This is a genomic window from bacterium SCSIO 12827, from assembly GCA_024397995.1.
Taxonomy (GTDB): domain Bacteria; phylum Pseudomonadota; class Alphaproteobacteria; order Rhodospirillales; family Casp-alpha2; genus UBA1479.
On the sequence record CP073746.1, the window covers coordinates 3261639 to 3281813 of the forward strand.

General features: G+C 62.6%; 15 protein-coding genes. 6 read left to right on the plus strand and 9 right to left on the minus strand.

Going from position 1 to position 20175, the window contains the following annotated elements:
- The first annotated feature begins 16 nt into the window (after positions 1-16).
- Positions 17-1489 (plus strand): M48 family metalloprotease, encoded by a 1473-nt coding sequence (locus KFF05_15240; GenBank protein UTW51247.1) that lies wholly within the window; start codon positions 17-19, stop codon positions 1487-1489.
- 23 nt (positions 1490-1512) lie between these two features.
- Here KFF05_15240 and KFF05_15245 read toward each other — a convergent pair whose 3' ends face one another.
- The 4 genes from KFF05_15245 to KFF05_15260 all read right to left on the minus strand — a co-directional run bounded on the left by KFF05_15245 (position 1513) and on the right by KFF05_15260 (position 4091).
- Positions 1513-1980, minus strand: coding sequence for a hypothetical protein (locus KFF05_15245; protein UTW51248.1), 468 nt, complete (start codon positions 1978-1980; stop codon positions 1513-1515).
- Positions 1981-2259: 279 nt separating this feature from the next.
- Complete coding sequence (locus KFF05_15250; protein UTW51249.1) at positions 2260-2763, minus strand: CarD family transcriptional regulator; 504 nt, start codon at positions 2761-2763, stop codon at positions 2260-2262.
- 421 nt (positions 2764-3184) lie between these two features.
- Positions 3185-3520 carry a ferredoxin family protein gene (locus KFF05_15255; GenBank protein ID UTW51250.1) on the minus strand — a complete coding sequence of 112 codons (336 nt, stop codon included), beginning with the start codon at positions 3518-3520 and terminating at the stop codon, positions 3185-3187.
- 94 nt (positions 3521-3614) lie between these two features.
- Complete coding sequence (locus KFF05_15260; protein ID UTW51251.1) at positions 3615-4091, minus strand: TerB family tellurite resistance protein; 477 nt, start codon at positions 4089-4091, stop codon at positions 3615-3617.
- Positions 4092-4187: 96 nt separating this feature from the next.
- Here KFF05_15260 and KFF05_15265 point away from each other — a divergent pair, with 96 nt between their 5' ends.
- On the plus strand, positions 4188-4811 hold the full coding sequence (locus KFF05_15265; protein ID UTW51252.1) for a DUF938 domain-containing protein: 624 nt from the start codon (positions 4188-4190) through the stop codon (positions 4809-4811).
- A 12-nt stretch (positions 4812-4823) separates the two neighbouring features.
- On the opposite strand, the gene KFF05_15270 is transcribed toward KFF05_15265, so the two are convergent.
- The 3 genes from KFF05_15270 to KFF05_15280 are packed head-to-tail and all read right to left on the minus strand — an operon-like array spanning position 4824 to position 8507.
- The gene (locus tag KFF05_15270) at positions 4824-5228 is read right to left on the minus strand and encodes an RNA-binding S4 domain-containing protein (GenBank protein UTW51253.1); all 405 of its coding nucleotides are present in this window, start codon (positions 5226-5228) and stop codon (positions 4824-4826) included.
- Positions 5225-7780, minus strand: a complete 2556-nt coding sequence (locus tag KFF05_15275) for a disulfide oxidoreductase (protein UTW51254.1) — start codon at positions 7778-7780, stop codon at positions 5225-5227. Before KFF05_15275 ends, KFF05_15270 begins: the two co-directional genes overlap by 4 nt.
- 43 nt (positions 7781-7823) lie before the next feature.
- Entirely contained in the window at positions 7824-8507 is a 684-nt protein-coding gene (locus KFF05_15280) for a protein-L-isoaspartate(D-aspartate) O-methyltransferase (protein UTW51255.1), read from the minus strand.
- A gap of 116 nt (positions 8508-8623) precedes the next feature.
- Here KFF05_15280 and htpG point away from each other — a divergent pair, with 116 nt between their 5' ends.
- A complete protein-coding gene (gene htpG / locus KFF05_15285) occupies positions 8624-10555 on the plus strand; it encodes a molecular chaperone HtpG (protein ID UTW51256.1) in 1932 nt (643 codons plus the stop codon).
- 65 nt (positions 10556-10620) lie between these two features.
- On the opposite strand, the gene KFF05_15290 is transcribed toward htpG, so the two are convergent.
- Together KFF05_15290 and acnA are read right to left on the minus strand one after the other, a co-directional pair.
- Positions 10621-10821 carry a hypothetical protein gene (locus tag KFF05_15290; protein ID UTW51257.1) on the minus strand — a complete coding sequence of 67 codons (201 nt, stop codon included), beginning with the start codon at positions 10819-10821 and terminating at the stop codon, positions 10621-10623.
- 229 nt (positions 10822-11050) lie between these two features.
- Positions 11051-13738, minus strand: a complete 2688-nt coding sequence (gene acnA / locus KFF05_15295; GenBank protein ID UTW51258.1) for an aconitate hydratase AcnA — start codon at positions 13736-13738, stop codon at positions 11051-11053.
- A gap of 444 nt (positions 13739-14182) precedes the next feature.
- Here acnA and KFF05_15300 point away from each other — a divergent pair, with 444 nt between their 5' ends.
- From KFF05_15300 to KFF05_15310, 3 genes are all read left to right on the plus strand, one after another.
- A complete protein-coding gene (locus KFF05_15300) occupies positions 14183-16948 on the plus strand; it encodes a bifunctional aconitate hydratase 2/2-methylisocitrate dehydratase (protein ID UTW51259.1) in 2766 nt (921 codons plus the stop codon).
- Positions 16949-17366: 418 nt separating this feature from the next.
- Positions 17367-19328, plus strand: coding sequence for an AMP-binding protein (locus KFF05_15305; GenBank protein UTW51260.1), 1962 nt, complete (start codon positions 17367-17369; stop codon positions 19326-19328).
- Between the two features lie 37 nt (positions 19329-19365).
- Complete coding sequence (locus KFF05_15310; GenBank protein UTW51261.1) at positions 19366-20175, plus strand: ABC transporter ATP-binding protein; 810 nt, start codon at positions 19366-19368, stop codon at positions 20173-20175.

A 20175-nucleotide genomic window follows, 5' to 3' on the forward strand; every position in this document is an offset into this window, starting at 1 on the left:
TCCCTATATTGCTGACATGCGCCCGCTGATTTCCGCCCTCGCCCTGATCGCACCGCTGCTGTTCGCCGCGGCCTGCTCGACCAATCCGGCAACGGGGGAGCAAAGCTTCACCGCCTTCATGTCGGAAACCGACGAGCTTCGCGTCGGCGCCGAGGAACATCCGAAAATCCTCAAGGAAATGGGCGGGACATACAAAAACCCGACGATCCAGACCTATGTCGACTGGGTCGGCGAGAAACTGGCCAAAGCCTCGGACCGACCCGACCTGAAGTTCACCTTCACGGTCCTCAATGATTCGAACATTAACGCCTTCGCCCTGCCCGGCGGCTATGTCTACATCACCCGCGGCCTGATCGCCCTGGCGGAAAACGAAGCGGAAATGGCCGGTGTCCTGGCCCATGAGATCGGCCATATCACCGCGCGCCACACGGCGCAGCGTTATTCGGCCGCCATGGCGACCAACCTGGGATTGATCGGCGCCAGCATCCTGGGATCGGTATTCGGCGTGCCCGGCGACTTTAACCGTCTGGCCGGACAGGTCGGGCAGCTCTACCTGCAGTCCTATTCCCGCGAACAGGAACTGGAGGCCGACATGCTGGCCGTGCGCTACATGTCCAAGGCCGGCTACGATTCCAGAACCCTCGAAACCTTCTTCCGCAAAATGGCGCAGCACACCTCGATCACTCAGCGCGTGCGCGGCCGGCCCGACGAAGACCCTGCGGACAACATCATGTCGACCCACCCGCGCACGTCGGACCGCATCGCCCAGGCCATCACCCTGGCCCGGGTGCCGCCCAACGCCGACCCGCGCGTCGGGCGCGGGGACTATCTGGCCCGCATCGACGGCATGCTGTGGGGCGATTCGCCGGAGGAAGGCGTGGTCCGCGGCCGGGTGTTCGAACACCCGGAACTGCGCATCCACTTCGAGGTACCGCCCGGTTTCTACCTGATCAACTCACCGTCCCAGGTCTCCGCCCACGGCCCGGACCGCACGGTCATCCTGTTCAACCAATTGAACCAGAAGGAAGTTGCCCAGGTCCGCGACATGCGGGGATACGTATCGTCATGGGGCGGCGGGCGCCTGCGCGGGGTCGAACGGATCGACGTCAATGGGCTGGAGGCCGCCACGGGCAGCGCGCGCGTCGATACCTCGGAAGGAGTCCGGGACGTGCGCCTGGTCGCCATCCGCTTTGCAAAGGACCGTATCTATCGCTTCCTGTTCCTGACCCTGCCCGAAGCAACGCCACGTCGCAGCGAAGACCTGCGCCGCGTGACCTACAGTTTTCGCGCCCTGACGGAGGCCGAGGCCAAGGCGGTCAAGACCCTGAAACTGCGCGTGCTGACGGTGAACCCGGGCGACACCCCCGACAAGCTGGCGAACATCATGCCGCTGGAATCCTACAAGCTGGATTGGTTCCTGGCGCTTAATGGTCTCGCGCCGGGGGACAATCTGGCGCCCGGCGCCAAGGTCAAGGTCGTCACACCCTGAGCCGGACTTGCGATCCCGGCTGATCACAGGATCAGATAGAGTGGGTCCGTTTCTGTCCGCACCGATCCGAAAATAACCACACCGATCCCGTAATTGACGGCCTTGCCATCCGGCGAGCAGGGAAAATACAGCGTCGTCGACTGCTTGAAGCGCTCCCTCGGCCCGTCTTGATCGAACACGACCGAGCGGCGGGCGAAAAACGGACGACATTCAGAAATCGCCCGGTAATGAAGCGGGAAATAATGCGCGGCGCCGTCACTGCCGGTGTAGACGTCCTCGACATAGCGGCCCTGAAGAACCTTGCCGTAATGTTCGTCGATGGCGGTGCCGGAAAACTTCACCAGCATGCCTTGCTCGATCCCACCGCGATAATCGTGGACGAAGACATGCGGGGCGAGGTGCGGGACCTTCATCAGGTCGATGGTTTCGTATGCCGGCAACGCACGACCGTCCAGACCCGCGATGATGAAATCGCAGAATTCCCGCACCATGGACAAATCCGTCAACGCCGCAACACGGTCGCGGACGGCGGCAAGCCCTATCCTATCGGGTGGCGTCTCCATCACTGGCAAGCTCTCCCCATTCCCCGGAATGAGCATATCTTTTTATGTCAAAAGGTGGAGAACTTATTGGTCTGTGCACGCGACTTTTCACCGCCGGCATCACCCGGAAACGGAAAACGGCCGGGAATCCGTCTCCGCGAGGAGATCAGAAACTCCGGCCGTTTGCCTTAACGGTCGCCCGACGCGCGGGCAACGCCCTGCCTGAAATCAGGCGGCGCGTAGAACTTTTTCCAGCTTTTCCGTCGCTTTTTCCACGTCCGTCTTGTCGACGGCCGCCAATTCCGCGGCCAGACGGTCGCGGGCGGCTTCGTAGATCTGGCGTTCGGAGAACGACTGGTCAGGCTGGCCCACATTGCGGTGCAGGTCGCGCACGACCTCGGCAATGGACACGGGATTGCCCGAATTGATCTTGGCTTCGTATTCCTGGGCCCGGCGGCTCCACATGGTGCGTTTGACACGCGCCCGGCCTTTGAGGGTGGTCATCGCCTCTTCCATGATCTTGCGCGTCGACAGCTTGCGCAGGCCCGAGGTCGGGGCCTTGGACACGGGCACCCGCAGGGTCATCCGGTCCTTATCAAAGGAAATGACGAAAAGATCGAGCTTGTGGCCCGCAATTTCTTCGGTTTCGACGCCGATGACCTTGCCGACGCCGTGCGTCGGGTAGACGACATAGTCGCCGGTATCGATCTGCAGTTCTTCTGGTTTGGACATAGGTGAGGTCAACTCCGATATTACCCTTCTTGTCATTGGGCGGCCCAGGCCCGCCACGGCCCGCTCTCCCTGACGATTACGGTCCGGCGGCATGCTTCAGAGAGTACAAAAACCGTCCGGCGGCACTGACCGTGGCCGCTGACCGATCCAATCCTGAAGCGGGCGACTGTCTTCCCCGGCAGGCGCTTTGGCGCCTATCCCACGGCCGAATGTTGGCCGTAAAAATCCCCCCGGACGGACAGATGGGCGTTTCCGAGGGGACATAGACCTTAGGGCCAACAATTGACGACTGTAACACAAATGGTGGGTAAAAACCACCCTCAGGTTCGCAAGTGCACAAATCCCGTGCATTCGGCGGGAATCCCCCCGAATTAAAAGCGAACAGCACCGCGCGCCCATTGGGCGCGCGGGGTGTGCCGGATCAGGAACCTTGGCCGGGATTCGGGCTCAGCAGTTCTTTCTTGCCGTCCTTGCCGTTCCAATCGTCGGCATCGGCCGGACAATCACCCTTGGAGGTGATGTTGGGCCATTGGGCCGCGAACTTGGTATTGATCTCCAGCCAGTCCTCGACGCCGGGTTCCGTATCAGGAACGATGGCTTCGGCCGGGCATTCGGGCTCGCAAACGCCGCAGTCGATGCACTCGTCGGGATGGATGACCAGGAAGTTTTCACCTTCGTAGAAGCAATCCACGGGGCAGACTTCCACGCAGTCCTGGAATTTACATTTGATGCAGTTTTCTGTGACGATATAGGTCATTGCGGGCTCCATAAGGTCGATGAGTTCGATAAATCCAGAAAGCCGTTAGGCCAAGCAAGCAATAAGTTTGCGAAATACCGGCAAGGGCATCTACTTACGCCCTATCCACGCCATGCTCAAGGCGCGCCCGGGCGCGTTTGCGGGCGGCGCCGTTGTCGCGGTCGGATACGTGCAGAAGCCCGGCAACCCGGCGTGCCAGGCTCGCCTCGAAGTCGTGAAGTTCACCGTCCGCATAGGCCACGGCCCAGACCATTTCGAGAACCCGGGCCCGATCCTCGGGCGCCATGCGCTCCTTGATGGTGCGGGTCATACCGTAAAATTCGACCGAGGTGTCGGCGTGTGTCTTGGCATCGGCGATCAGGGTATCGGCCTCACCGTCATCCAGATTGAATTCCTCGGTCAACAGGCTGCGGATCGCCGCTTCCTCGCCGGCGTCGAAATCGCCGTCAAGGGACGCCGCCTCGACCAGCAGCAGGGCCGTGGCGGCTTCAAGTTCGCGGGTCTCGGCTGCGGGGGCCGTGGACGCATCCGTGGAAAGGCGGTCGGCCCAGGATTTCAATTTGGCAAGCATGAAAGTCAGTTAGCACGCACGGGCGATCCCCTCAACCACAGCAAAGTTGCGGGTTTTCCTTGCCCCCGCCGATTGCCCCTCCTAAACCTCGGGGCCATGACCTCATCGCCCGACGATCCTCGCCTGAATTTTCCCGCGACCGGCCGCAACCAGGCCGCGATCCTGGAGGTTCTGACCCGCGTGCTCCCGGCCGAAGGCCGGGTGCTGGAGATCGGATCCGGCTCTGGCCAGCATATCGCCGCCTTCGCCCAAGCCCTGCCCCGTCTGGACTGGCAGGCCTCGGACCCGGACCCGGCGTACCGCGCCTCCATCGACGCCTGGGCGCGCCACGCCGGACTGGATCTGCCGCCGGCCTTCGACCTTGACGCGACCCGCCATCCCTGGCCGGTGACCGATGCGGCGGCGGTGATGTCCGTGAACATGATCCATATCGCCCCCTGGGCCGCCTGCCTGGGATTGCTGACCGGCGCCCGGGACATCCTGCCCGAAGGCGGGGTGCTGTACCTGTATGGCCCCTTCACCGTGGGCGACATGCATACGGCCGAAAGCAACGCCCGTTTCGATGCCAATCTGCGCGCCGAAAACCCCGACTGGGGCGTGCGCAACCTGGACGACGTGGCTCTGGAAGCCCGCGGGCGCGGCCTGCATCTGGTCGAAACGGTGCGGATGCCCGCCAACAACCTGTCGGTGATTTTCAAGAAACGCGCAGGCATGGCCTAGGCACCTTTGCGCTCAGGCGTCCGCGTCCTCGCCGCGCAGGCGGTCCGTTTCCCGCCGCTCACGCTTGGTCGGCCGTCCGCTGCCGGCATCCCGCAGGGCGACCTTGCCCGGCCGGTCAATGTCGGTGGCATCCTTCGCCGGCGGCGGGGGTGACAGATCCTCGTACAACGCCTGGGCTTCCGGTGCCGGGCCGCGCCGCGTCCCCAGGTCCAGGACCTTCACGACCTTAACCCCCGCCCGCATGGGAAAGGTCAGCACGTCGCCGATCTTCACGGCATAATGCGGCTTGGCGATGATCGCCGTGTTGACCCGCAATTTGCCCGACTGCACGTACTTAGTCGCCAACGACCGGGTCTTGAAAAACCGCGCGAACCACAGCCATTTGTCCAGGCGCAGATTGCCGCCGCCATCCGTCATGACAGGACCAGATCCTTCAGCTTGGCGAAGGGGGAATGGGGATCGACCTTGGGCGCAGCCGGCGGTGCCGGGGTTTTCGTTTTCGCCCGGCCTTTGGCCTTACCGCCGCCGGGCGCGTTGTGCGCGTCCCGGCGCGCCGCCGGGCGGAACCGCAGGACACCCTCGACCTCCCGGCCCTTGAAGCCAAGGCCCCGGAGAATCTGCGCCATGTCGGCGGCGGTGCAGCCGGCCAGGGACAACAGGTCCGGCGAAATCTCGAACCCGGCCTTGCCGCCCTCCTTGGCCATCTCCCAGGCCTTGGCGGCGATACGTTCCACCATGTCGATGCGCAATGCGACCTTGCCGAACCGCCGGAACCCGACCTGTTCCCAATAGTTCCCGGGCAAGCGCCCGGCGGGCAGGGACACCCGGCCCGGCAGGGGCGGCGGCACGGGCCGGCGTCCCTCGGCCAAACACCACAGGAACCCCCGCATGGACGCCGGCGCCGGGCGCACCAGGGCCGGCAGGAATACCGTTTCGCGGCCGATGCGGATGCCGGCGGCACGCAGATCGCGCCGCACCTCCTTGACGATCAGGGCCAATTGATCGTCGACCGCCGCGCGGGGCAGCGAGCCATGGGGTTCGCGCAGACGGAACGCCAGGCCCTTGGCCGGGCCTGTGAGGACCGCCTTGTCGAGGGCAAGAAGATCACGAAACAGGCTTGCCAGATGATCCGCGATCCAGCGTTCCAACCGCCGGGCAACCCGGTCGCGGCCCTGGGCGTCCAACAGGTCCGACGCCGTCACCCGCACGGCGGGCCGCAACAGGGCCTCACCCTTGATCAGCCGCCCGACCGGAACACCATCCCACAGGATCGTTCCCGCATCAGGACCGTCAAGCGGCGCCAGCGCGATATCCTTATCGGCGGCCTGCTCCAAGGCCTGGACCCGGCGACGGAATTCGCCCTTCAGCGCCCGGCCCGCCGCCGCCGCGATGGCCTTTCCGGCGGCATCCCCCCCGGCCCCGCCGGCGTCGAACAGGAAGCCTTTCAGATGGCCCACGGGATGGCCCTCGACCACCACGTCGCCCGATACCGTAACGGCGGCCATCAGATCCGGCGTGTCCTTCAACTTCATCATCAGATGCGCCGTGCTTTTGTCGACGAAGCGCTGGGTCAGGCGGTCGTGCAGGGCATCAGAAAGCCGGTCCTCGATGGCGCGGGTGCGGTTCTGCCAATGCAGCGCATCGCCGAGCCAATCACCGTGGAACGACACATAAGTCCAGGTGCGGATATGGGCGATGCGCTGGGTCAGGGCATCGATGTCGCCGTCCATGCGGTCCAGGCGCTTGACGTGGCCGGCCATCCAATCCTCGGGAAGGCGACCTTCGGGGCCAGTCAGATATTTGTAAATGGTCGCCAGCAGGTTGGCATGGGCGTCGGTCATCACGCCCTGGAAATCAGGCACCTGGCAGACATCCCACAACAGGCGCACGGCCTCGGGCGTGACCGCCCGATCCTGCACCGTCTCGTCGCGCAGCAACAGGGTCAGGGCCTGTTCATCCTCCGCCGCGCGGGCGCGGATCAACCCGCCCTTGGGCGCCGGGCGAGTCAAGGTGTGCCTCAATGCATGGACCGAGGCGAAATCCAGGTCGCCGTTGCGCCAGTAGATTTTGGTCAGGGGATCGAATTTGTGGCCTTCGATGGCTTCGGCCAGGTCCGGGTCGAGAGGCCGTTGATCCGCCGTCGTGCCGAAGGTGCCGTCGTTCATGGCGCGCCCGGCGCGCCCGGCGATCTGCGCCAGTTCGGCCGGCGCCAGGTTGCGGCGATGGCGGCCGTCGAATTTGGAAATCCCGGCGAAGGCGACATGGTCGATGTCCATGTTGAGGCCCATGCCGATGGCGTCGGTGGCGACCAGGTAATCGACCTCGCCCGCCTGATACATCGCGACCTGGGCGTTGCGGGTGCGCGGGCTGAGCGCCCCCAGCACCACGGCAGCACCCCCCCGCTGCCGGCGCACCAGTTCGGCCAGGCCGTAGACCTGAGCCGCAGAGAAAGCGACGACGGCGGAGCGCGGCGGCAGGCGGGTAACTTTCTTGTGCCCCGAATGACGCAGGACGCTCATGCGTGGGCGGGTCATGAATTCGGCATCGGGCACCAGTTGTTGGATCAGCGGGCGCACGGTCTCCGCCCCCAGAAACATGGTCTCGAACCGTCCCCGCGCCTTCAGCAGCCGTTCCGTGAACATATGCCCCCGGTCCGGATCGGCGCACATCTGGATTTCGTCGACGGCAAGAAAATCGACCGGCCGGTCGAGCGGCATGGCCTCGACCGTGCACAGGAAATAGCGCGCCCCTTCGGGCAGGATCTTTTCCTCGCCGGTGATCAGCGCGACCTGGCCCTTGCCTTTCTGCTTAACCGCGCGGTCGTAATTTTCCCGCGCCAGCAGACGCAGGGGAAAGGCGATGATGCCGGACGGATAGGCCAGCAGGCGGTCCATCGCCAGATGGGTCTTCCCCGTATTGGTCGGGCCAAGGACGGCGATGATGCGCTGGCGCTGTGTGGAAAGTTCCATGGTGCATTAAATGTCGCCCCGTCGGCGGCCCGGCGCAAGAGCGTTAGTCCGGCTGTTTTCCCTTCACCATGGGCACGAAGGCGACGGGCAGGACGCTGTCGACGGTGACCTTGCCGTCCGCGCCCTTGACCACCAGGGTCAGGGTCTGGCGGTCATGGGCGCGGCCGATGGGAACGATCATGCGCCCGCCGGGGCGCAACTGGGTGAGCAACGCTTCGGGGATTCGCTCCGGCGCCGCCGTCACGATGATTGCGTCGAAGGGCGCTTCCTCGGGCCAGCCTTGATAGCCGTCGCCGATGCGCACGAACACGTTCCCGTAATGCAGGTCCTTGAGCCGGTCCGCCGCCGCCCGGCCCAATTCCTCGACGACCTCGATCGTGAATACCCGGGCCGCGGCATGGGCCAGCACGGCCGCCTGATAGCCGGACCCGGTGCCGATCTCCAGCACCTTTTCCGTGCCGTCGAGATCCAACAGGTCGGTCATCAATGCCACGATATAAGGCTGGGAAATGGTCTGGCCGTGGCCGATCGGCTGCGGGCGGTTGATATAGGCCACGACTTCGTCCCCATCCCGCATGAATTCATGGCGGGGTACGGCGGCCATGGCCGCCATGGTTCTGTCTGAAAAAGCTTTGCGCCCGGTCCAGAATGCCGTGTCGCGGGCATCTTGTGCGATTTCGTCCAGCAGGCGCCGGTGCTTTTCCGCGAAGGAATCGTGTTCCGCCATGGTGCCGCCGCCTTCGGGGGTTGCAAACTTCGGCCCAGCGTCACATATCTCGCCCTCCAAGAGCAAGACGCGCCGAAACCGGCGCCCCGCGACCACGAATTGGGGGTAAATGCGCCATGACCACGGAAACCAAAGTCGAAACCCATGCCTTTCAGGCGGAAGTGGGCAAGCTTCTCGATATCGTCGCCCACTCGCTGTACAGCCAGAAGGAAATCTTCCTTCGCGAGCTGATTTCCAATGCGTCCGACGCCTGCGACAAGTTGCGCTACCGGGCGCTGACCGAACCCAAGCTGATCGAGGGCGATCCCGGCTTTCGCATCACGCTTTCGCTGGATGAGAAAGCCAAGACGCTGACCGTTTCCGACAACGGTGTCGGCATGGACAAGGACGAGTTGACCGGCATCCTGGGTACCATCGCGCGGTCGGGCACGCAGGCTTTCGTCGAAGGACTTTCCGGTGACAGCAAGAAAGACAAGGACAAGGCCGTATCGCTGATCGGTCAGTTCGGCGTCGGCTTCTATTCCACCTTCATGGTCGCTGATTTGGTCGAAGTCGTGACCCGCAAGGCCGGCACCGACACGGCCTTCAAATGGGCATCCGACGGGCGCGGCCAGTTCACCATCGAGGATGCGGCGCGCGATACCCGCGGCACCGACGTCATCGTGCATCTGAAGAAAGACGAAAAGGAATATCTGGAACCTGCCCGCATCGAACACATCGTGCGGACCTATTCAGACCATATCGGCATTTCCATCGTTCTGGCCGGCGACGGCAAGGACGCCGCGGAAAAAACCCTGAACACGGCGTCGGCGATCTGGACTCGCGACAAGAAGGACGTGACGGACGAACAGTACACGGAGTTCTACCACCACGCGGCCCATGCCTTCGACGACCCCTGGATGACCCTGCACAACCGGGTCGAAGGCGTGGTCAGCTATACCAACCTGCTGTTCATTCCCTCCATGCGGCCGTTCGACCTGTTCAACCCGGACCGCGCGGGACAGGTGAAGCTGTACGTCAAACGGGTGTTCATCACCGACAACTGCGAGGGACTTTTGCCGCCTTACCTCCGGTTCGTGAAGGGGGTCGTGGACTCGGAAGACCTGGCGCTCAACGTCAGCCGCGAAATGATGCAGCACAATCCCGTGGTCGCGAAAATCTCCCAGGGTCTGACCAAGCGCATCTTCGGCGAACTGAAGAAGTCGGCGGAGAAAAAGCCCGAGGACTATCAAAAATTCTGGGAAACCTTCGGCCCCGTGCTGAAGGAAGGCCTGTACGAAGACGGCGACAACCGCGAGAAGATTTTGGAGCTTGCCCGCTTCAGAAGCTCGGAACGCGACGGCTGGATCAGCCTGGCCGACTACGTCGCCGCCATGAAGGACGGCCAAGACGCGATCTTCTATATCTCCGGCGAAGACCCGGAAGCGGCCCTCGCCAGCCCGCAACTGGAAGGCTTCAAGGCCAAGGGGGTCGAGGTCCTGCTGATGACCGACCCGGTCGATGAATTCTGGCTGTCCCATGTCGGCGCGTTCCAGGAAAAAGCCTTCAAATCGGCAACCCGGGGCGGCGCCGACCTGGCCAAGATCGCCAAGGGCAAGGACGCCGATACGGACGCGGCCAAGGACGATGCGGACAAATCCAAGGATGACGCCCAGAAGCCCGGCATGGATCAGCTGATCGCCGCGTTCAAGGTGGCGCTGGGCGACAAGGTCAAGGACGTGCGCCCGTCGGAACGCCTGACCGACAGCGCGGTCTGCTTGGTCGCCGACGACGGCGACATGGACATCAACCTGGAACGCCTTCTGAAACAGCACAAGCAACTGGACGGGCGGAACCTGTCGCCGCGCATTCTGGAACTCAACCCGGATCACGCCCTGGTCACCAAGCTGGCCAAACTGGCGGAGGACAAGAACGCCAAGGACCCGGCCCTCGACGACGCGGCCTTCCTGCTGCTCGATCAGGCGCGCATCCTGGAAGGCGAGCCGGTGATCGACTCCCAGGCCTTCGCCAAACGGCTCAGCAACCTGATGGCCAAGGGCTTGGCCTAAGACCGAACGACCGACGGCCCGGCGGTTTTCCCGCCGGGCCGCAGGGCCGTGTTCCCAGGGGAGTTTTAGAAGGAACTTTCCGCCGCAAGCATCTGGCGGAACAAAAGACGCGCGCGCGCTGACGACACCACGTCGCGCATGTCGTCCAGGGTCACGCCATCACGCGCCATGACCAGATGGACCAGGGGATCGCTCAGGACATCGTCCATCTGCGGTTCGCGCCGGGGGTTCAGGTAATACCGGGACATCATTGCCACTTCGTTCATCGCGTGGGACTCCTCATTGGCCGCACAGGGGTTTGAGATCGGCGTCAGGCGTCCCGCATCCCCGCGTCCCCCCGGGTCCGGCCGCCATCGCCGCTTGCCGGGACCATAGATTTGCAAGATGAACCGGGGATGACAGGCCGGTGAAGGTCGCACGGCAATTTGATGCCCCCGCCATACGAAAAAGGCCGGCCCAATCGGGCCGGCCTTCTCTGTTCGAAGGATCGAACCCTTAAGCGGCGAGGCGCTTCAGCACGTACTGCAGGATGCCGCCGGCGAGGAAGTAATCGACCTCGTCAACGGTATCGATGCGGCACAGCACCGGCACTTCTTCCGTCGTGCCGTCCTTGCGGTGGATCTTCAAGGTCAGGGTCATGCGCGGCGTGATGCCGGCGTTGAGCCCGACCACGTCATAGGTTTCCGAACCGTCGAGTTTCAGCGTCTGCCGCGTCACGCCCGAGGGGAACTGCAGCGGCAACACGCCCATGCCCACCAGGTTGGAGCGATGGATGCGCTCGAAACTTTCGACGATCACCGCCTGGATGCCCAGAAGGCGCGTGCCCTTGGCCGCCCAGTCGCGGGATGATCCCGTGCCGTATTCTGCCCCGCCGATGACGACCAGCGGAATGCCCATGGCCTTGTAGCCCATGGCGGCCTCGTAGATCGTCGTCGTTTCGCCGGTCGGCTGCAGGGTGGTGAAACCGCCTTCCGTGCCCGGCGCCATCTCGTTCTTGATGCGGATGTTGGCGAAGGTGCCGCGCATCATGACTTCGTGATTGCCGCGGCGGGAGCCATAAGAGTTGAAGTCCATCGGGCGCACCTGATGCTCCATCAAATAGGTCCCGGCCGGACTGTCTTCCTTGATGTTGCCGGCGGGCGAGATGTGGTCGGTGGTCACCGACTGGCCCAGGAGCGCGATCGGGCGGGCGCCGATGATGTCTTCGGCCTTGCCTTCGTCGTCGAGGGAGATGTCTTCGAAGAACGGCGGGTGCTGAACGTAGGTCGAACCTGGGTTCCAGTTGTAGGTCAGCGACTTGGTGGTCTTGATCGCCTTCCAGTTCGCGTCGCCGTCCAGCACGTTGGCATAACGCGCACGGAACATTTCCGGCGTCACGCAAGAATCCATGACCTTCTTGACCTCGGCGTTCGACGGCCAGATGTCCTTCAGATAGACGTCCTTGCCGTCGCGGTCCTGGCCGATCGGGTCTTTCAGCAGGTCGATGTTGATGTTGCCGGCAAGTGCATAGGCGACGACCAGCGGCGGCGAGGCCAGATAGTTGGCGCGGGTCAAGGGATGCACCCGGCCTTCGAAATTGCGGTTGCCGGACAGCACGGCGGCAACGCACAGGTTTTGTTCCGCAATCACATCTTGGATGTCTCCCGGCAGAGGGCCGGAGTTGCCGATGCAGCTGCCGCAGCCGTAGCCGGCAAGGTTGTAGCCGATGGCATCCAGATGTTCGGTCAACCCGCCTGCGTTCAGATAGTCGGTGACGACTTGGCTGCCGGGGGCGAGCGACGTCTTGACCCAGGGCTTCTTGGTCAAACCCCGTTCGTTGGCCGCCTTGGCGACCAGGCCGGCGGCGACCATCACCGCCGGGTTCGACGTGTTGGTGCAGCTGGTGATGGCGGCGATGACGATGGCGCCGTCGGACAGGTCGAAATCACAATGCGGCACGTGGATGGTTTTCTGCGTGTCGCGACCGGCCGAGATTTCCTTGAAGTTGTCTTTGAAGGACGACGCGGCGTCTGTCAGCTTGATGCGGTCCTGCGGCCGTTTCGGGCCGGCCAGGGACGGCACGACGGTGCTGATGTCCAGTTCCAGGGTGTCCGTATAGATCGGGTCCGGCGTCGACGAATCACGCCACATGCCCTGGGCCTTGGCATAGGCTTCGACCAGGGCAACGCGATCAGCATCGCGGCCGGTGAAGGTCAGGTAATCGAGAGTTGCCTGGGTCACCGGGAAGAACCCGCAGGTGGCGCCGTATTCCGGGGCCATGTTGGCGATGGTCGCCTGATCGGCAAGGGACAGGTGATCCAGGCCGTCGCCGTAGAATTCGACGAACTTGCCGACCACGCCCTTCTTGCGCAGCATTTCCGTGACCGTGAGTACCAGATCCGTGGCGGTCATGCCTTCGGCCAAGGCCCCGGTCAGCTTGAAGCCGACGACTTCGGGGATCAGCATGGACACGGGCTGGCCCAGCATCACGGCCTCGGCCTCGATGCCGCCGACACCCCAGCCGAGAACCGACAGGCCGTTGACCATGGTGGTGTGGCTGTCCGTGCCGACGCAGGTGTCCGGATAGGCGACCGTCTTGCCGTCGACCTCGGTCGTCCAGACGACCTGGGCCAGATATTCCAGATTGACCTGATGGCAGATGCCCGTGCCCGGCGGCACCACGCGGAAATTGTCGAAGGCACCCTGCCCCCATTTCAGGAATTCATAGCGTTCCTGGTTGCGCTCGAACTCCAGCGCCACGTTCTCCACGAACGCGGTCGGGGTGCCGGCATTGTCGATCATCAGGGAATGGTCGATGACCAGATCGACGGGGCTGAGCGGATTGATCTTGGACGGGTCGCCGCCCAGGGTGTTCATGGCATCCCGCATGGACGCCAGATCGACCACGGCGGGAACGCCGGTGAAATCCTGCATCAGCACGCGGGCCGGGCCATAGGCGATTTCGTGGTCCGATTTGCGGGTGTCCAGCCATTTGGCCACCGCCTTCACGTCATCGACCGTCACCGTGCGGCCATTCTCGCGGCGCAACAGGTTTTCCAGCAATACCTTCAGCGAGAACGGCAGCCGTCCGACGGCGCCGATGCCGGCCGCTTCCGCCGCTTCCAGAGAGAAATAATCGTATTCTTTGCCGCCGACCGAGAGGGTGCGGCGGGTTTTAAGGGTATCTTGGCCGGTGATGGACATATGGGGAACCTCCGCTTGGCGCTGGCGCATGATTTGCGCATGCTGGACTTAGCACTAATCCCCCTTCTGTCTATAGCTATGGTGCCCCGTGAGCCAGGTCAACCAGGAAGCGGACAGCTCTTCACGCTCACGCAAGGGCGGTGGGCTAATCCGCGCCCCTTATCAGGAACCCTCTGCGATGAAGGTTTCGACTGGCGTTGACGTATGATCACGCAAGCAGAGAGATAAGGAGAATTTTCCAAGCCAACCGCTTCGTTTTCGTCTGATCCCGGCACGACCGCTGATTCGGAATGAAACCGAACTAAACCCTAGCATATCAAGCGATTGGATTCACCTTGCAAGCCGAACTAGGCTAAACTAAACCATCCCCGGCGTTATTTCGGCGAGATCGTCTACTCGATCCGCCGTTCATTTGTCGAGAACACCCAGTATCGCGGAGCAATCATGAGCTTGTACACGGATTATTTGGCCGAAATCGCAGAACGTAAAAAGCAGGATTTGCATCCGAAACCGATCGAAGACGGCGCGCTTGTCGAAGAACTGATCGCGCAGATCAAGGACACCGGGAACGCGCATCGGGAAGACTCGCTGAAGTTCTTTATTTACAACACGTTGCCGGGAACGACGAGCGCCGCCGGCGTCAAGGCGGCCTTCCTGAAAGAGATCATTCTCGGCCAGGCCGACGTCAAGGAGATCACGCGGGACTTCGCATTCGAGCTTCTCTCGCACATGAAGGGCGGGCCGTCGGTCGAGGTGCTGCTGGATTTGGCGCTGGGCGACGATGCCGACATCGCCAAGGCCGCGGCCGACGTTCTGAAAACGCAGGTCTTCCTATACGACGCGGACACGGACCGCCTGCAGGCTGCCTACAAGGCCGGAAACCCGATTGCCAAGGACATCCTGCAAAGCTACGCCGATGCCGAATTCTTCACCAAGTTGCCGGAGATTGAGGACAAAATCGACGTCGTGACCTACGTCGCGGCGGAAGGTGATATCTCCACCGACCTGATGTCCCCGGGCGCCGAGGCGCATTCCCGCGCCGACCGGGAACTGCACGGCAAAAGCTTCATTTCGGAAAAAGCCCAGAAAGAGATCCAGGCGCTCAAACTTCAGCATCCAGGCAAGCGCCTGATGCTGATCGCCGAGAAAGGCACCATGGGCGTCGGCTCGTCGCGCATGTCCGGGATCAACAACGTGGCGTTGTGGATGGGGGAGCAGGCCAGCCCCTACGTGCCGTTCGTCAACATCGCGCCGATCGTTGCCGGCACCAACGGTATTTCGCCGATCTTCCAGACCACGGTGGGCGTCACCGGCGGCATCGGCGTGGACCTTAAGAACTGGGTCAAAAAAGTGGACTCGGACGGCAATGCCATCATCAACAACGACGGCAGCCCCGTGCTGGAGGAAAAATACTCCGTCGCCACGGGCACGACCCTGACCATCGACACGAAAGCCAAGAAGCTCCTGAACGAAGACGGCACCGAAGAATTGGCCGACGTTTCGAAGGCCTTCTCACCGCAATCGATTGAGTTCATGAAGGCCGGCGGCTCCTATGCCATCGACTTCGGCAAGAAACTCCAGATCTTCGCCGCCGAAACGCTGGGCGTGGAACCGAAACCGGTGTTCGCGCCCGCCAAGGTGGTTTCCCACCCGGGCCAGGGTCTGACGGCGGTCGAGAAAATCTTCAACAACAATGCCGTGGGCGTTCCGGAAGGAACCGTTCTGCACGCGGGTTCCGACGCCATGGTGAAGGTCAACATCGTCGGCTCCCAGGACACGACCGGCCCGATGACCGTTCAGGAACTGGAGGCCATGGCCGCGACCGTGATCTCCCCGGTTCTGGACGGCGCCTACCAGTCCGGCTGTCACACGGCGTCCGTGTGGGACAGTAAAGCGCAGGCCAATACGCCCAAGCTCATGGCCTTCATGAACAAGTTCGGGCTGGTTACCGGCCGCGACCCGAAAGGCGTCTACCCGGCCATGACGGACGTCATCCACAAGGTCCTGAACGACATCACCGTCGACGACCGGGCGATCATCATCGGCGGAGATTCGCACACCCGGATGTCCAAAGGCGTCGCTTTCGGGGCCGACTCGGGCACCGTTGCGCTGGCGCTGGCCTTGGGCATGGCGAACATCACCGTTCCTGAATCCGTTAAAGTGACCTTCAAAGGCAAGATGGCCGACCACATGGACTTCCGGGACGTGGTCCACGCGACCCAGGCCCAGATGCTGGCCCAGTTCGACGGGGAAAACGTTTTCCAGGGCCGCATCATCGAAGTCCACATCGGCACGCTGCTGGCGGACCAGGCCTTCACCTTCACCGACTGGACCGCCGAGATGAAGGCCAAGGCGTCGATCTGTATTTCCAATGATGAAACCCTGATCGAGTCCCTGGAAATCGCCAAGTCCCGCATCCAGATCATGATCGACAAGGGCATGGAAATCCCGTCTGGGATGCTTCAGGGGCTGATCGACAAGGCGGACAAACGCATCGCGCAAATCAAATCCGGAGAGCAGCCCGCGCTGCGTCCGGACGACAACGCCAAATACCATGCGGAAGTCGTCGTTGATCTGGACCAGATCAACGAGCCGATGATCGCCGACCCCGACGTCGACAACATCGATGTCGCGAAACGCTATACGCACGACACCATCCGCCCGATTTCCTATTACGGCGGCAACAAGAAAGTCGATTTGGGCTTCGTCGGTTCCTGCATGGTGCACAAAGGTGACCTGAACATCGTCGCGCAAATGTTCCGGAACCTGGAAAAGGCCAACGGCAAGATCGAGTTCAACGCGCCGCTGGTTGTCGCACCGCCGACCTACAACATCGTCGATGAGTTGAAGGCGGAAGGCGACTGGGAAATCCTGCAAAAATACGCCGGGTTCGAATTCGACGACACGTCACCCAAGACCGAGGCGCGTAAGTCATACGAAAACACCCTTTATCTGGAGCGTCCCGGTTGCAACCTTTGCATGGGCAACCAGGAAAAAGCGGAAAAGGGCGATACGGTCATGGCGACGTCGACCCGCCTGTTCCAGGGCCGGGTTGTGGCGGACTCCAATGAAAAGAAAGGGGAGTCGCTGCTGGCGTCGACACCGGTCGTGGTGTTGTCGACAATCCTCGGGCGGACACCCAGCGTTGACGAGTACAAGTCCGCGGTGGATGGCATCAACCTGACCAAGTTCACGCCGCCGCTGGCGTAAATATCGGTCAAGTTCGCGGCACCGTTATTGGCCGAGAATTAGAATGGGAGCTTGCGGCCCGGTGGGATGCGTCGACGTCCTGAAACGCATCTCACCGGGCGCTCCCTGAATTCGGCGCTGCCGCCGGCGCACTAGGCTCAGCGGCACCTTCCCTTTCTTCATATCCATCGCATGCGATGATCAGCACGTCGTCAACGGGGATGATTGTCCCCGCATCGGCCCCGTCGGACCGTATGATGACGTGGCGTCAACTGCGAAAGTTCATACATGCTTGTTCAGCGCCGGGACATTTCGGCTTGCGTCTTTCGGGGCAATCTGCATCCTATTTCCCCATAGCGCTCGGCAAGAGGCGTCGACCATAAAAAAATCCTAAAGCACATCTGACTTAAGAAGGCTGAGGATTTACAGGGAGACATCGATGTCCGGCGATCATGCGGCGGGCCTAGACACTTTTCCCAAACTGTTGGCCGCGAACGCGCGCATCCGGGGGGGCAAACCCGCAAGCCGCGAAAAAGATTACGGGATCTGGCAGACCTGGACATGGTCCGAGGTCGCCGACGAGGTCCGCGCACTCGCCTGTGGCCTGGCGGCGTTGGGATTCAAACGGGGCGACCGGTTGGCCATCATCGGCGACAACCGGCCTCATCTGTACTGGTCCATGCCCGCGGCCCAGGCCGTGGGCGGCGTGCCGGTGCCGATCTATCAGGATTCCGTCGCCGACGAGATGCAGTACGTGCTGGCGCATGCGGAATGCCGTTTCGCCGTGGTCGAGAATCAAGAGCAGGTCGACAAGCTGCTGGAGATCAAGGCCCGCCTGCCCTTGCTGGAAACGATCATCTACCATTTCCCCCGCGGTATGCGTCATTACACGCAGGATTTCCTCCACCTGTACGCCGACGTGCAGGACAAGGGCCGCGAATTCGACGCAGCCACCCCCGACTTCTATGACGGCGAGGTCGCCAAAGGCGCGGGCGCGGACCTTGCCATCATGGTCTATACCTCGGGCACCACGGGCCGGCCCAAGGGCGTCATGTTAAGCGCCGACAATCTGATCCAGACGGCGCGCAACGCCGCCGACTGGGAAGGCCTGACGGACGCCGACGAGATGCTTGCCTATCTGCCCATGGCCTGGGTCGGCGACCACATCTTCTCGGTCGCCCAGGCCTTCACCCACGGGTTCTGCGTCGCCTGCCCGGAAAGTGCGGAAACGGTGCTGGAGGATCTGCGTGAAATCGGCCCGACCTATTTCTTCGCACCGCCGCGCATCTTCGAAAACATCCTGACCACAGTGATGATCCGGATCGAGGACGCCGCCCCCTGGAAACAGCGCATGTTCCATTATTTTATGGACCTGGCCGGCCGGGTCGGGCGCGATATCCTGGACGGCAAACCGGTCCCCTTCACGGACCGCGTGAAATACCGGCTGGGTGAATTCCTGGTCTATGGGCCGCTCAAGAACGTACTGGGTCTGACGCGCATGCGGCTCGGTTATACGGCGGGTGAGGCCATCGGCCCCGACATCTTCGATTTCTACCGCTCGCTTGGCCTGAACTTGAAGCAGCTGTACGGCTCGACCGAGGCCTCGGTGTTCATCACCATCCAACCCAACGGCGACATCCGCTCCGATTCCGTGGGCGTGCCGGCCCCCGGGGTCGACATCCGGGTCGCCGATACGGGCGAGGTCCTGTTTAAAAGCCCCGGCGTGTTCCATGCCTATTACAAGGACGACGACGCCACGGCCGAGACCAAGACCGCCGACGGCTGGGTCCATACCGGCGATGCCGGGTTCCTGGACGCCGACGGACATCTTAAGATTATCGACCGAGCCAAGGACGTGGGCAAGCTGACCGACGGCACGCTGTTCGCACCCAAATACCTGGAAAACAAATTGAAGTTCTTCCCCTTCGTATCCGAGGCCGTGACCTTCGGCGACGGTCGGGATTATGTCGCGGCGTTCATCAACATGGATCTGGAAGCGGTCGGCAACTGGGCCGAGCGCCGGGGGCTTGCCTATACGGGTTATACGGACCTGGCCGGCCGGCCCGAGGTTCTGGAGTTGATCGCCGACTGCGTCGACAAGGTCAACGCCGACCTGGCCCAGGACGACAAGCTGGCGGGATCGCAGATCAAGCGGTTCCTGATCCTACACAAGGAACTGGACGCCGACGATGGCGAGTTGACGCGCACCCGCAAGGTTCGGCGCAGTGTCATCACCGAACGCTACGGCGACCTGATCGCCGCCCTTTATTCGGACCAGGACCATTGCGAGGTCACCGCGACCGTGACCTTCGAAGACGGCCGCACGGACACCATCCACGCCGATCTGAAAATCCGCGATGCCAAGGTGATCCCACCCGGCGCGGCACAGGCGGCAGCATGAGCGGCACCCGCGGCGCATAGGAGCGAAAGGAACCTAAATGCCGGACGGCCCCCAGACACCCACCGGACGCGTGATCGGCGACGTCATCATGAAGGTGGAGAACGTGTCGCTGTCGTTCGGCGGTGTGCGCGCGCTCGACAACGTGTCGTTCGACGTGCGCGAACATGAAATCCTCGCCATCATCGGGCCCAACGGGGCCGGCAAATCGTCCATGCTGAACTGCATCAACGGCTTTTACCACCCGCAGGAAGGGGCCATCACCTACAAGGGCAAGCGCCGCGACACGGCCAAGCCCTATGAGGCGGCCGAGGAAGGCATCGCCCGCACCTTCCAGAACATCGCCCTGTTCAAGGGCATGTCGACGCTCGACAACATCATGACCGGGCGCGGGCTGAAGATGAAACGCAACCTGTTCTGGCAGGCGCTTTATTACGGCCCGGCGCTGCGGGAAGAACTTGAACATCGCGCCAAGGCGGAAGAGGTCATCGACTTTCTGGAGATCGAGGCAATCCGCAAGACGCCCGTGGGCCGCCTGCCCTACGGCCTGCAAAAGCGGGTCGAACTGGGTCGGGCGCTGGCCGCCGAACCGGACCTGCTGCTGCTCGACGAGCCGATGGCCGGCATGAACCACGAGGAGAAGGAGGACATGGTCCGCTACATCCTCGACGTGAATGACGAATACGGCACCACCATCGTTCTGATCGAGCACGACATGAGCGTGGTCATGGACATATCCGATCGGGTCGTGGTGCTGGACTACGGCAAGAAACTGGCCGCCGGCACGCCGGACGAGGTCAAGCGCAACCAAGACGTGATCGACGCCTATCTGGGCGTCAGCCACGACTAG